The organism is Sulfuracidifex metallicus DSM 6482 = JCM 9184 (assembly GCA_032834875.1).
In the GTDB taxonomy this organism is placed as follows: domain Archaea; phylum Thermoproteota; class Thermoprotei_A; order Sulfolobales; family Sulfolobaceae; genus Sulfuracidifex; species Sulfuracidifex metallicus.
In genome coordinates this window covers 1,645,919-1,659,656 of record CP135238.1, presented here as the reverse complement: position 1 = coordinate 1,659,656, position 13,738 = coordinate 1,645,919, and the positions used below count along the sequence as shown (strand labels likewise).

At 38.0% G+C, this 13,738-nt stretch carries 13 protein-coding genes; 6 read left to right on the top strand and 7 right to left on the bottom strand.

Annotated elements, in window-relative coordinates:
- Positions 1–67 precede the first annotated feature (67 nt).
- The 3 genes from RQ359_RS09205 to RQ359_RS09195 form a co-directional block, all read right to left on the bottom strand.
- Positions 68–550, bottom strand: a complete 483-nt coding sequence (locus RQ359_RS09205; RefSeq protein WP_156016749.1) for a hypothetical protein — start codon at positions 548–550, stop codon at positions 68–70.
- 68 nt (positions 551–618) lie between these two features.
- Positions 619–909 (bottom strand): winged helix-turn-helix domain-containing protein, encoded by a 291-nt coding sequence (locus RQ359_RS09200; protein ID WP_156016751.1) that lies wholly within the window; start codon positions 907–909, stop codon positions 619–621.
- Between the two features lie 167 nt (positions 910–1,076).
- A complete protein-coding gene (locus RQ359_RS09195; RefSeq protein ID WP_156016753.1) occupies positions 1,077–1,721 on the bottom strand; it encodes a hypothetical protein in 645 nt (214 codons plus the stop codon).
- A 36-nt stretch (positions 1,722–1,757) separates the two neighbouring features.
- Between RQ359_RS09195 and RQ359_RS09190 the strand changes: the two genes are divergently transcribed.
- The 4 genes from RQ359_RS09190 (at position 1,758) to RQ359_RS09175 (ending at position 6,197) form a co-directional block, all read left to right on the top strand.
- Complete coding sequence (locus RQ359_RS09190) at positions 1,758–2,723, top strand: GHMP family kinase ATP-binding protein (protein ID WP_338116976.1); 966 nt, start codon at positions 1,758–1,760, stop codon at positions 2,721–2,723.
- Positions 2,716–3,693 carry a diphosphomevalonate decarboxylase gene (gene mvaD, locus RQ359_RS09185; protein WP_156016755.1) on the top strand — a complete coding sequence of 326 codons (978 nt, stop codon included), beginning with the start codon at positions 2,716–2,718 and terminating at the stop codon, positions 3,691–3,693. Before RQ359_RS09190 ends, mvaD begins: the two co-directional genes overlap by 8 nt.
- Positions 3,694–3,921: 228 nt before the next feature.
- Entirely contained in the window at positions 3,922–5,196 is a 1,275-nt protein-coding gene (locus RQ359_RS09180) for a glutamine synthetase family protein (protein WP_156016757.1), read from the top strand.
- Positions 5,196–6,197, top strand: coding sequence for an alcohol dehydrogenase catalytic domain-containing protein (locus RQ359_RS09175; RefSeq protein WP_054837963.1), 1,002 nt, complete (start codon positions 5,196–5,198; stop codon positions 6,195–6,197). Before RQ359_RS09180 ends, RQ359_RS09175 begins: the two co-directional genes overlap by 1 nt.
- Here the strand turns inward: RQ359_RS09175 and RQ359_RS09170 are convergent.
- Genes RQ359_RS09170 through treH1 form a run of 3 tightly spaced genes read right to left on the bottom strand, consistent with a single transcriptional unit; the run spans position 6,194 to position 9,491 of the window.
- Positions 6,194–6,562: a ribosomal protein L13e gene (locus RQ359_RS09170; protein WP_083476898.1), complete on the bottom strand. Its 369-nt coding sequence runs from the start codon at positions 6,560–6,562 to the stop codon at positions 6,194–6,196. The genes RQ359_RS09175 and RQ359_RS09170 overlap by 4 nt on opposite strands.
- A 25-nt stretch (positions 6,563–6,587) precedes the next feature.
- On the bottom strand, positions 6,588–7,742 hold the full coding sequence (locus RQ359_RS09165) for a radical SAM protein (RefSeq protein WP_157042914.1): 1,155 nt from the start codon (positions 7,740–7,742) through the stop codon (positions 6,588–6,590).
- Between the two features lie 33 nt (positions 7,743–7,775).
- The gene (treH1, locus tag RQ359_RS09160) at positions 7,776–9,491 is read right to left on the bottom strand and encodes an alpha,alpha-trehalase TreH1 (protein ID WP_457921171.1); all 1,716 of its coding nucleotides are present in this window, start codon (positions 9,489–9,491) and stop codon (positions 7,776–7,778) included.
- A gap of 279 nt (positions 9,492–9,770) precedes the next feature.
- On the opposite strand from treH1, the gene RQ359_RS09155 reads away from it, so the two are divergent.
- Positions 9,771–11,696: a 4Fe-4S binding protein gene (locus RQ359_RS09155; protein WP_156016763.1), complete on the top strand. Its 1,926-nt coding sequence runs from the start codon at positions 9,771–9,773 to the stop codon at positions 11,694–11,696.
- Between the two features lie 119 nt (positions 11,697–11,815).
- Here the strand turns inward: RQ359_RS09155 and RQ359_RS09150 are convergent, their stop codons facing one another.
- Entirely contained in the window at positions 11,816–12,433 is a 618-nt protein-coding gene (locus RQ359_RS09150; RefSeq protein WP_457921170.1) for a hypothetical protein, read from the bottom strand.
- Between the two features lie 240 nt (positions 12,434–12,673).
- Here RQ359_RS09150 and RQ359_RS09145 point away from each other — a divergent pair, with 240 nt between their 5' ends.
- The gene (locus RQ359_RS09145) at positions 12,674–13,642 is read left to right on the top strand and encodes an NAD(P)/FAD-dependent oxidoreductase (RefSeq protein WP_156016765.1); all 969 of its coding nucleotides are present in this window, start codon (positions 12,674–12,676) and stop codon (positions 13,640–13,642) included.
- Positions 13,643–13,738: the final 96 nt, after the last annotated feature.

The window sequence follows — 13,738 nt, the reverse complement described above, 5'->3', positions numbered from 1 at the left end:
ATTAGGTACGTTTCTAAGACATTAAGGCGTTTTAGTCCTAAAACATGAACGTAATTGAACTATTAATCTAGTAGTATTTAGAGTAAACCTTAAAATACTCCGAGAAACCGTCAATCATTTTCTTTTCGTAATATATTGAAATTATAACTACAGCAGTTGAAAGACCAGCTACAAACATTGAACTAAAATCAAAGCCTAAGGCGTACATAAGAAGGCTCACAGTTGTAAGCAACATGGAGCTGGAGGACGAGATTAAAACATAATAATAGCTATTTTCAAACGTCCTTAATAGGAAGCCTATCTTCCTCTCTACGTTTATAATAGAAGACAAGCTGTTCAACTTCATCCTAACCTTTGGCCACTGCTTCTCCAATTGCTTCATAAAAACATCTCCATTTATCTTCATGCTAGCTCCTATTATTGATTCCTCAATTAACGAGGATGCCTCCTCTGAGGAGAGGAAGTTAATAAGGCTCTTGAAAGCCAGAAAGATCAATCGATCCTCTAATTTCTCGTTTTCCTTCCTTACTACATCTAGCCTAGCCCTCACATAATATTAATGAAATTGAAGAAGCAACGGTAAGCAGCGTAGGTATTAAAAGGAACGCTAATTCAGTATTAACCATTAACTAGATCTTCATTTATAGAGTTTAAAAGCGTTACTAATTCTGTTTCTAATGACCTTATTCTTCTCAAATTCTCCAATAACCTCCTTCCTTTTTCAGTTATTTTATACTCACCATCTACCTCCTCTATTAAGCCGTTGCTGATCATCATGTTTATGTATTTCTTTGTTAGTGTAAAACTAAGATTTGCATTTTTCATCAGAGAAGATGTCTTATTATATCCTCTGTCTATAACCTCCAATATATCTCCTATTATTTCAGCATTTGACCTCTTAACTCTCATCGTTATCAGATCATACTATCTTCTTTGTCTTTATTAATCTTTTCTATATACGTATAAACTTTCTTCTATATACAACCTTCTATTCTACATAATAAAACTTCACTAACTTTTATATAGACTATTAATAAGGTAAAAGACTTGTACAGTTAAAATACTTTTTCCCAAAATTAGGAGGAATTATTTGTCTCTTTATTCTCCAGATCCTGAGTTTTGCTCTGCTGAACTTGTCTAGCTTGGCTTATCTTCTCTAAAGCTAGCTTCAATTTCTCAGCGTCCTTTTCTCCACGATACTTTGATACTAGCCCAATTAGAATTTCCAGCTCTCTTTGGGAAGGTTTTTCCTCCAGTAAAGGTACAATCTTCGAAAGGAAGTCCTTGTTTATAATATCTATAGATTCCATATATTCTGGAATGGTCAAGGAAGGAGAGTTCTTCATTAAACTAATTATAGACGTGGAAATTGAAACACTTATGCCTTTTATCTCGTTTAGGAGCAATTCGGCCTTATCTTTTCCCTCGTTCTTGGAGGCTTCCTTTAGTTTCTCCAATTTTCCAGCAAGTCTAAATCTCTGAAGCTCCAATGCTATCATGGACTCTCTAATCTCCTTTGAGGCTAGATACCTAATCTCATTACCATCCCTAAGAACGTTAATATCTCCGCTAAAGTAAAGATCTTCCAAAACTGCCGATAGTGTGTCTTTACTCATGACTAGCTTCATGTTTTGAAATAGCTCCTCCCTGGTTACTCCTGCAGGTCCTCCTTGAGCTACAGCCATCAATACTATTCTGTGCTTCTTATCAAGAAACTCCATCGTTTAATTATTAAGGGCTTGACTTAAATTATTGTCGTGAAGACATTAACTTTCTCATCTCCAGGTAAGATTCTTTGGATAGGAAGTTACACTGTTGTTTTCGGAGGCATATCCCATTCAATAGCCATAGATAAAAGAGTCAGGTGTAGCATTCTAGGTGAGGGAAATGGCGTTCGTTTCCACACTTCTTACGGAGATTTTCTGCCTGGACAAAACAAGTTGATTGATTCAGTGATCTCCGTTATTAAAGAAAAAGTAGGGGATGTGAAAAACTTAGAAATCAGCTTGATTAACGATACCGAATTCTTGATAGAGGGAAGAAAAACTGGTTTAGGAAGCTCCTCAGCTGCCACGGTCTCTCTGACAGCATGCCTATATTACTACTTGACTGGAAAACTTGACCTGAATGAGATACATTATCTTTCTCAGAAAGCTAACATTTTTAGACAAAGGGGGATTGGAAGCGGCTTTGACATAGCCACAGCAGTTTACGGAAGCGTAGTTTATAGACGTTTTTCTGATGTAGAAAGTAAGGATTGGTCAATAGAAGTTACTCCTATTCCAGAGGGATACGAAATGATCATGGGGTTTACTGGAAGGAGTGCAGATACAGTAAACTTAGTAACTGAATTCACTAAGATTAAAGAGAAACCCGAGTTCAAAGAAATTTTCGAGATGATAGAACAAGAGAACGAGATGGCTGTCAAATACATTAAAAGGAAGGATATGATAAGTGCCTATCCTCATATAAAGCTGGCTAGAAGCTACCTTGAGCTAGTTGCCAAAAGAACTGGTTTCCCATTGATGAGCGAGAATGAAAAGAGGATAATAAAAGAAAGTGAAAAAAGGGGAGCTCTAATAGCCCTTTCCCCTGGCGCTGGGGGTGGAGATTCCATATTCGCTATAGGTGAGTGCTTAAATGAAGTTTCAACGTTGTGGGAGAGAATTGGCATCAAGGTTATAAAAGTGAAAGAAGATATGGGTTTGAAAAAGGATGCTTGAAGGGGAGGCAGAGGCTCCATCTAACATAGCTATCGTCAAATATTGGGGTAAAAGAGGTGACCCGAAATTAAATTTACCACTTAACGATTCTTTCTCTATTTCCCTTGATGCTTTGAAAGTTAAAACTAGGGTTACGTTCGACAAGTCATTGATGAAAGACGAGGTTATAATTAATGGAAAAAAGTTGCCCGAGGACAAAACCGTTGAATATGCTGGGAAGGTCCTCAACAAGCTAAGGGAGATATCTGGAACGAAAATTTACGCTAAAGTAGAATCTTACTCCAACTTCCCAGAATCAGCTGGATTAGCCTCCTCAGCTGCAGGAATAGCTGCCCTTACTCTTGCATCGGCTAAGGCGTTAGGTCTATCCCTAGACACTAAGGAGTTGTCCATAATAGCTAGAATCGGATCTGGAAGTGCGTGTCGGAGCGTTTTTGGAGGATTCGTAATCTGGCATGCTGGGACTTCTGATAAAGGAGATGATTCTTTCTGTGAAAGCATGTTTCCTTATGACCACTGGGAGGAACTCGTAGATATCATACCTATATTCAGCGAGGAAAAGAAGCAAGTTTCCTCCAGACAAGGAATGAAGCTAACCACCACATCTTCAGCCTTGTTGAAATGTAGGCTAGACTTCGTCAATAACACTTTCACAGATGTAATTGAATCAGTTAAAAATAGGAATCCACAGAGATTTTTCCAGCTTACAATAAGACATAGTAACAGTATGCACGCAGTTATGCTGGACTCATTTCCTCCTTTAATCTACCTAAACTCCTTCTCACTTGACGTAATAAGGGCTTTCGGAGATGGAAACATAGCAGGTTACACTTTCGATGCAGGACCAAATCCTCACATCTTTACGTTAAGGAAAAACTTAAACGTAGTAAAGGAAACGTTAGACAAATTGGGTGCAAAGAAAATAATCATCTCTGGAATATCTCCCGGACCTAGGCTAGACGGTTTCTAGAACATTTAAGAAGAATAGTTATAAAGGCTAATTTTACCTCCTCATGCCCTTTCATAAAAGATTATAAAGCCTCCTCTCTGTTCTAGATGATGAGATTATTAATAATAAAAATAGATTTTATTCTATTTTTATTTCTTTTTAATTACGATAATGACAGATGTGTATAGATTTAAAATCCTATTTATTTTTAAGTGAATTCGAGTGAAACTCTCGGATGGTGCGTGAAAGTTGTCGAGAAGTGACATTTTAGACCAATTAAAGAGTGGCAACATAGATTACGTTAGAGTAGAGTTCATAGATATTTTAGGTAACACGAGGGCTAGATCCCTTAGGAGAGCTGAATTCGAAGAAATATCAAATGGTCTTAAGGGAGTTCTGTTCCCTGAAAGCTTGCTTATTCTAGATTATCAAGATAGACCAATTAAATCTAAGTATGATGACGTAATTGCCATACCCGATCTGAACACTTTCGTAATGATACCGTATCTGGAAAGAACAGCAAGGGTTCTATCATTCATGAACATGCCTGACGGTACGCCTTCACCTTACTGTTCCAGAACTATATTGAAGAAGGCTACCCAGTCCTTGGAGGAATTGGGATTTAGAATGCACGTTTCATTTGAACCTACTTTCTATCTCTTGAAAGAGAACACTATGGAACCTGCGGACTCAGCTAAGGCTTTCTCGCCGGAAGGCCTTATGGAAGAGCAAAACTTCCTGAGGAACATGATTAAGAATTTGGAAAACGTTGGCGTTCAAGTGGAACTCATTAACAAACATTATGGACCAGGACAGTACGAGGTGTCATTTGCTAAAATGGAAGCTATGGAATCTGCGGACTCACTTATAGCAGCCAGAGAGGTTATAAGAGATACAACGAGGCTCTTCCACATGTATTCTACGTTCATGCCGAAGCCATTCAAACAGCACCCTGGAAGCAGCATGGACGTATACTTCTCTTTGACGTCCCTAGATGGAAAGGACGTCCTTTACGACCCCAATGACAAGAACGGATTTAGCTCAATTGCTTATTCATTCCTAGGGGGGATAATGGAACATCTTCCTTCAATCATGGCTTTCGCTGCCCCCACCGTTAACTCATACAAGAGATTTAGGGAAGTATTCACGCCAAGCGTACCCGGAGTCGGAAGTGAGAGACATTTCATGATAAGAGTACCTAGCAACTTTAGAGACGCACGTAGTCTGGAGTTCAGGTTAGCCGACCCATTAACTAACTCTTACCTATTCCTGGCTTCCATGATTTTCGCTGGAATAGACGGAATTAAGAATGGGCTTTCGGTCGACGTTAATACGTACACAAACCAGCTTCCATCTACGTTGAAGGAAGCGTTAGAAAAGTTAGAAAACGATAGCTACATGATGTATTCCTTAGGTCAAGAAATTCACACAGCTTACTTAGAGCTTAAAAATTCGGAAATAGAAACCTACGAAAGAGAAATTACACCTTGGGAAATAAATACATATCTCAAGGCAGGATGGTAATGAGGGCAGCGGTGTTCAAAGAGGAAGGAAAACCGCTTTCATTAGAGGAGGTTCCTTTTCCCCAGAGAAATGATGGAGAAGTAATACTTAAGGTAAGAGCTGCAGGGATTTGCCACGGTGACGTTCATCTCGTCCTAGGAGAATGGAACGGAGACTTATCAATTAAACTACCAGTTATATTGGGACATGAAATAGTAGGTGAATTAGTAGAGGACGGCAAAAGGTTCAAGAGAGGAGACCAAGTAATACTTTATAGCAACATAGGATGTGGAACTTGCAAGTATTGCAGAGCTGAAAAACCTCAGTATTGTGAAAATGTAAAGGTAGTAGGTGTACAGATGAATGGCGGCTTCGCCGAATATGTCTCGGTACCAGAATCTTATCTCTTTAAAGTTGAGGGAGATCCAATCAAGTTAGCTCCTCTTGCTGACGCAGGGATAACTGCCTTTAATGCAACTAATGGAATAGGTATGGGAGACTCTGTTGCCTTGTTGGGAACGGGGGCAGTAGCTTTTATTGCAGCCCAAATACTCAAGAGCAGAGGAGCCGAAATACTCATGGGGGGTAGAAACCCAGCCAAACTAGCTAAAGCGGAGGAATTAGGAATACCAACTGTATTAATGAAGAGAAAGGACAACATGAACATGTCGCAAACTCTTTTCTCGTATAGTCAAAGGAAGTTTGATTATGTATTAGACTTTGTAGGTGCAGAGTCAACCTTACAAGATTCAATGTGGTTACTTTCCAGGGAAGGAGAACTTAGAATAGTGGGAGAATTCGGGGGATTTCTTAACGTTCCTGAACAATTGATAGTCCTAAGAGGACTGAGAGTAAGAGGTATTTTATACGGGAGCATGAACGACATGAAGGGCGTAATTAAGGCTTATGAGCAAGGCAGTTTTAAAACATTACCAGTACCTTACAAGCTAGATGAAATTAACGAAGCAATAAACGACATAATTGAAGATAAAATAATTGGAAGAGCTGTAGTTATACCTTAAGCCTTTGTCTCGCTTGACTTACTATTATCGCTGTGTTTCACTGACTTGTTAGATTTGTTCTTTCTTTTTTCAGCCTTCTTCTTGTTTTCCTCCATCTTCTTTCTCTTAGCTTCCTCCAACATGTCTTTCTTCTCATTCTTTAACTTCTTTAATGCTTCTACATTTGAATCATAAACGGACTTCCTCCTTATGTCAACTCTCACGTTAAGAATCCTTATCTCGCTTTTAGTTAAACCAGCTTTAGATATCTCACCTAAACTAAATCCTCTTCCTTCTTTTTCCTTGTTTACCCTATTTGGGTTCTCGAAATGATAATATGGCCTCTTGACTATTGCCTCCATATCTATCGGGTTATGAAATTGCATGAACGTTAAAAAAGTAAACTCAGAATCAAGAGGTTCTGAGTCTTATAGAATTTATGAAACCTTCCAGTATAATTGTTACCAAGTTAAGAGATCCTAACCCTCTTATATTCAATTTCCTTAAGTATTCTCCCCTGGTTTCTTTAGCCTTTTGAAGGATAACGTCTATAAGGGAGGAAAAGGGAATCTTCAGGAATTTCTTTTCAACAAGCCACACTTTATATAGAACATCGAAGTAGTTTTCAGTTGAGGGTATAGGTACTACAATAGCCTTGAATTGTAGGGCCTCTTCTGCCATTTCTTCCTTCACGAACATGATAGGGTAAATGAAATGATAATTCAGAATCTTAATCACGTCGGGAACTCTTTGCAGAACACAACCATTAGACGCTAATACGGGAGATCTCCAATTATTTTCATTTAAATTAAGCTCTTCCTTAATCGTCTTGACTAAGTCTTCAGAGAAACGTTCTGAAGATATCTGCGAGAAGGTTACCTTTTTGCCTAATTTTGCTAGTCTCAGTAATGGCTTGAGCTGTTCTCCCCAGAGAAGTATGTCGTCAGTGATTAGGTTAATGTCCCGATGTTTTCTTAGCTGTACTTTTATTTCTTGTTCTATCACATTTAATGGTATTCTCCTCCCTGTCCTACTTATCTCGACGTCAGGAGAGGATGATGGTTTAATGATAGACACGAACTCTTCCTCCTTGGCCCTTCTCGTTTTCACTACTTTACCTCCCTTTAATATGTCGCAAATAGAGAGCGTTTCAGCTTCCCCTAAAACCACGGTGTTAACCCATGGCGCATCCCTCATAGCAATTTCCCACGCTCCCGGACCTCCCACTACGACTCTGATGTTTTGACCCTCATCCTTTCTCCTTGAGATCATAGCTGAAAGCTCTGTGAACGACGTCACTTGAAGTGGAGGCTCTCCAAAAATTTCATGAATTGCTCTAGATATTTCTGTCATACCGAAAGGGTCATTTACGTATAAGCCTATGATGCCTTCCTTAATCGACATAGGCTCAGAAATGTAAACTTGGAACCCCTTCTTGTTAAATATGGCCTCAACCTTTCTTAGGCCATAAGGAGGAAACTTCTTTCTCCGTGCTGGATTTAACCTTTTAGGTATTGGACTCATAGAGAAGAAGGTAGCTTTATCCGCCGTTAGGGTTATTTCCACGCTAGAAAGATACAAAAGAAGGGATATAAAAAATCATGAAAGAGGTTTAACTTTTCCTGTCGATATATCCTTATCTATGTCCTTAATTTCTTTGATAGCTAAGAGCAGCTGAGCGTGAACGAACATTTGAGGATAATTTCCAGTGTATTCTCCTTTATTTTCGTCTATATGTTCTCCCAATAGATATATCCCTTTGGAAGGCCTCAACACATTCCATAGTAACTGCCTAGCTTCATCATATCTCCCTAACCTAGCGTAGATTCTCGAAAGCCATACGTTAGCAAGCACGAAAGGATGAGTTGCTTCTCCCATGAAGTCTTTCCTATACCTCTTAACGAAGCCGTCCTTCAGTAAATCTCTCTCTATTAAAACAAGAGTATTAAGAAAGACCCTTTCTTTAACATCGAGGAAACCGTAAATGGGAAGGGTAAGAAGAGCTGCATCGACCTCGGAGGATTCAGAGTACCTGACCAAGTAACCTGACTTGATACAATTAGACATTATCCATTCTCTTAATTTATTTTTACTGGTTCCTGAAACTATTTTACCTATTACTCTTCCTAACTTTTCCACTCTATCCAAAGCTACCCACATCATAACCTTAGAGTGTGTATAATGCCTCGGTTTACCTCTATCTTCCCACATTCCAGCATCCCTCATTTTCCAGTTTTTTGATATCCATTCATGTATATATTCTAACTTATTCCAGTTTTCCTTTATAAACTCCTTATCCTTAGTAATCTGATAGTATCTATACACGGCGTCTACGAAGAATCCCTCTACGTCAAGTTGAACTTGGGACGCTGCAGCATTGCCTACTCTCACTGGTTTAGACGATGCGTAACCAGACAACCACATTAGACTTTCTTCAGGAGGTGGGTCTCCTCCATCCACAGTGTAAAGTGGATGAAGAAAGGGCTTTCCGGAGAAGTTCAATGAACCTAACAGGAAATTTAACACTCTTCTAGCTTCCACTATGTAACCGTAAGTCATGAGCGCTTCCGATATCATTGAGGAATCCCTGACCCAAGCGAATCTGTAGTCCCAATTTCTTGTACCTCCTTCTAATTCCGGAAGGGAAGTTGTAGGTGCAGCTATTGAAGCCCCGGTCGGAGAGTAAATTGATCCCAGTAAAGCTGAAATGCTAGTTGACTTAACAACGTCGATTTCGTTCTTAGGATGAGGAACCTTACTCCTCCAGAAATTAAGAGTGTTTTTAATTGATCTATTAACTGTTCTTTTTATCATTTTCTTAGTAAATGGTCCGTAAGCCGAATCTGAAGAATATATCAAGTATAAAGTTAAACCTGGCGGTTGGATTAAGTTTGTATTAGGAATGAGAGCCAAACATTCTCTCGTTAGGGGGTTTATGAATCTAATTCCATCCTTTTCTATTTCAACAGCTGGCTTATACAAGCCGTAGTTGAAGAGAGGCTTAACGCTAACATTGAGAGGTATATCACTTTTAACTTGCCTAATTAAAGACCTCTCTCCTATTGGCATCAAGTCGATTACCTCAGCCTTACCATCTTTACACAAGAAAGTAGTGGAAAGAATTGTACCAGCAACATATTTCACTTTTACGTCACATTCTTCCTCTGGTGAGATAGAGAACTCCCCTCCTTCATCGTCTAAAAGCTTTGTGAACACTGAAGGTGAATCATATCTTGGTAATGGAAACCATACCACGGAACCGTCGTTCACAATGACACTGGTTAGACCGTTACTAAGAAAACCTAAGGGTTTCATTAAATTAAAATTTGTATACTTTACATTAAAAGCTATTATATAATATAATATTATTATTTAAACATCTATAATTCTTATAGATATACTATTATATTTGAAATATTTTAAAAACTTTTTCAGAACTGAAAAAGATTTGAAAGTTGTTATGGCAAGACAATAGTTAGGTATAATTATTTATCATGTTAAAATAAAGGGTTTAATTCGCTTACTAAACAAAGATAACTATGTTTTAGAGAAAAATCTTGAATAATTTATAAATTATAAACCTAAAATCATTTTATGGAATATCAACAAATTGCTGTTCTAGCGTACTTGACAGGCATGATGATCATAGATTTTTTCATACTATGGCTTCTTTTCAGGAGCCATAACGCATCTAGAAAAGCAGTCTTATTCATTTCCTCCATTTTTCTTTATATGTCCACTGAGGCTACCGATATAGGTTACATACTCTTTTACCACGGATCCATACTAGTAGAAATATTTACCATATTTATATCATCAATACCTATCTTGTTATCCTTAAAGGTCAAAGACAAGGGATATTGGAGAGATGACATGATATCTTCCACTCTTCTAACTGTGACGCTAGTTCTAGATGAAGTTTCGATGGGTTATGCCTACTCTTCAGCCTTCGGTCCTCATTTAAATCCTATCGTGTCTTCAGTAAGTAACCCAGCCTTCGGAGTTATGATGATGGCTGATGCAATATTCTTCTTAGCCTTAAATAAAGTGAAATTTGACGTCAAAGAGTTAGCTCTGTTTACCTTTGCATCATCCATGGCATTCATGCCTAACGTTTTTCTGGCATTTGATAAAAATGTATGGCTAGTCTCTTCAGTATTTTCTTCATTAATAATGATAATAAATATCATTACGCTTTATCTAATTGAAATAAGGAGAGCCTCTTTCAACGCGCAGTTACTTTCAATTTCCCTTGCTGGGCTTGATTTCTTCATGATGTTAGGCTTATCCTTGTTCGTGATAGGAGATGGACTGATGATGATATCCCTAGCAATGATAGGAGCTATGGCGTTTTATTTCATGTTAATATTCCACAAGTTCAGTGATAGGAAAATAAGAATTGGGGCAGGGACGTCTCTCCTGTTCGTGAGTCTCATTAATTTAGCCGAGCTAACAATGGGATTCGGTGAAAGCGTTCTTGGATTCGTTGTTACTAATTCTATATTTAGTCCAAGACATATGAATTCTATGAGTTCTATGAGAAGTCCTCATAACAATCCTTTATGGTGGATGTTCCCTCTGAATCCGCTTTCAATGATTAATATGGCAGAAAAGTCAGCCAATATGTTACACGATCCTTTGTTTTCGATTTTCTGGGCTTCATATATGTTGATTATGACAACTACAATGATGCCTTTCTATATCTTAATGATGGGGGGAGAGATGCTATTCCTAGTTTATGAGAGATACAAGCATGCCAAGTCATCTGAGGTTAGAAGGTGGGCTTTAATGATAATTATAGCCATGCCGGTTTTCGTATGGCTCCTGCCATATTATACCAATTTTTACATTTTTGGTATGAGTGGTATGATATTTCCAGTGACAGTAATCGGGTTCATACTTTCAATGGTTATAATGTCCACAGCATCTATACTGTTCGGAAGAAGGGCCTTTTGCAACACCATATGTATGTCAGCCCATATGTGGACTAATGCTTACTATGACAAGTTCAAAGCCAAAAAGAACTCTAACTTTTGGCAATACTTCAGATGGATCCCCTTCGGTTTGATGATGATATTCTTCTCATGGTGGATATTGGGCGAAGTGGGAGTTCTTCGCTTCTTAAGATTAGGCATGTCTACCTTGAATCCTTTGGACTTGTTTGGAATGTTTACACTTAACTATGTTTGGTGGTTCTTTTTCTTTATGACTCCAGTGTTTGGAACTTATTCTTGCGCCAGACAAGGCTGGTGCGGTTACGGAACTTTCATGGGAATATTTAACAAGGTTCTGTTCAAAGTGAAGCCTAATGATGTCAAACTCTGCGAGACTTGTAAGGAAATAACTTGCGAAAAGGCTTGTCCGTCTAAAATTACGATCAGGGATGATATCTTGAAAAAAGGATTCATGAACAGGATATCATGCATAGGATGTGCAGACTGCGTAGAGGCTTGCGAATACAATAACTTAATGATACAAGATATAAGGGGTTATATTGCTGATAAAAAGAAATTAAAATAAAGAATATAGAATTTTTAGTTATTCTTAAACATTTATTATTATCTTCAATATCTTACTGTCTTTCTTAATATATTGCTATAAAAGTTCTGTTACTTCTCCCGCATCGTCTATTCTATAAGCTATAGGGGTAAAACCCCCTGATTCACGAAAGGTACATATTCTATTGAATCCCTCGTTTTAACCTCGATACCCTTAATTTTGAATAATGAACGTGGATCCATTATATCTTCCTTCCAAACGTGAATATGAAAACCTCTCTTAGTTGTTATAACAAGCCTTGCCTTCAGCCCTTTCATTTGTTCAATTATCTCCCTACTTTTGTTGTCCACATCTATCATGAAGATTCTAAAGTCGATACTTCTGGAAATTTCCGAATTGTAAATTTTCATTATATCCAGCTTCTTTCCGTTACCACATTGCTGTACGAACTTGGTAGCCGTCGCTCTCGACGCCTTGACAAAGTTCACTGGATTTAGCACAAACATAATCTTAACCCATTCCTTTTTCACTTGTATACCTCTTACTGTGAAAACGTCGGATATCTCTCTAACCGAGTTCATTATTTGTACTGCCCTACTTGGATTTACCTCGGATATCCTAAACAAGACCTTGTCTATGTTAACTCCGAGCTCATCCCTCACTTCTCTATCTCTAGAGATTAAATAAAATAAGTAGTATTGCTCGTCGTTGAGCTTAGGTAAATACTCTAAAAATTCGTCCAGTGATATTTGTTTCAATTCTACCCACATATTTGTCAATTGAAATGTAGTTTATGATATTTTCGTCTTCATGATTTAGGATACTCATAAATCTTTTGGATTTCCAAATGATGACCACAACAAAAATTTAAGCTAAATGAAAAGAATCCTCAATAATCTCTTTTTAAATGAAAAGAATTAATTCATATTTCAGGTATATTAAAGTTCCTTTAAATATAGATAGAAATATTTAAAGATAAAGACTGAGATATGGATATCATGAGAACTATTATAATTGGTGGAGGTTTCGCTGGATTGTCTGCAATGAAAGTTAACAAGTCGCTTCTGATTGATGAGAAAGATTATTTCACTTTAACTCATAAACTTGTTGACGTATTCAAAATTGGCAACCCCAATTTAGCAAAGATACCTTATCGAGAAGGAAACTTCTTGAGGGCTAGAGTAAGGGAAATTGACTTTAGAAGGAATAAAGTAATTACAGAGATGGGAGCTTTTGACTACGATAAATTACTGATAGCTGCTGGATATTCTCAGAAGATTTTCCCAAATACTCTAAAAATAGAAAACATAGATGACGCCTTAAATTTACGTCAAAGGGTAATGAAGAGTAAAAAAGTCACCATATTAGGAGGAGGTTTACTAGGAGTAGAGCTAGCAAGCGCTTGCAAAGAAATGGGGAAAGAGGTCAGTCTAGTTGAAGGACAGAACAAGCTCTTAGGCTTTATGACCAAGGAGTCCTCCCAGTTCGCCCTAAATAAGTTGAGTGAAATCGGAGTTAAGGTATTACTAAACCAAAAGGTGGAAGGCATAGAAAATGGCAAGGTCAAAACCAATGACTATGAGTTAGAAAGTGACGTGGTGATCTCGTCTGTGGGATTCAGAGGACCTTCCTTGGTTCAGGAGATGGGATTAACTAACGTCAATGGAAGAATGCTGGTAGACGATTATCTTCGTTCGGTAGATTATGAGAACGTCTATGGAGCAGGAGACTCGGCTACTACTAAGGGATTCGTTCCAATGTCTGCCCAAGTAGCAGTACAAGCAGGTAAGACCGCAATGGAGAACATGTTGAGGGAGCCTAGAAAGTTTACCTACAAACAAGTTGCAATTATAGTAAAGATAAACGGGGAGTACTTCGGAGATTTAATGGGTAGGTTCGTTAGGGGAAAGGTAGCTGAAATGGCAGAGAAGATAGGAATAGCAAAGGCTGTAATGCTAGTCAATTGAAAGCAAACTGCCGTACCTCATTGATATCTGGCGAGGTAAATAAGCTCCTAATATTTGGCTTTAGATAACAACTTTATTTAACAATAATTAAATCAT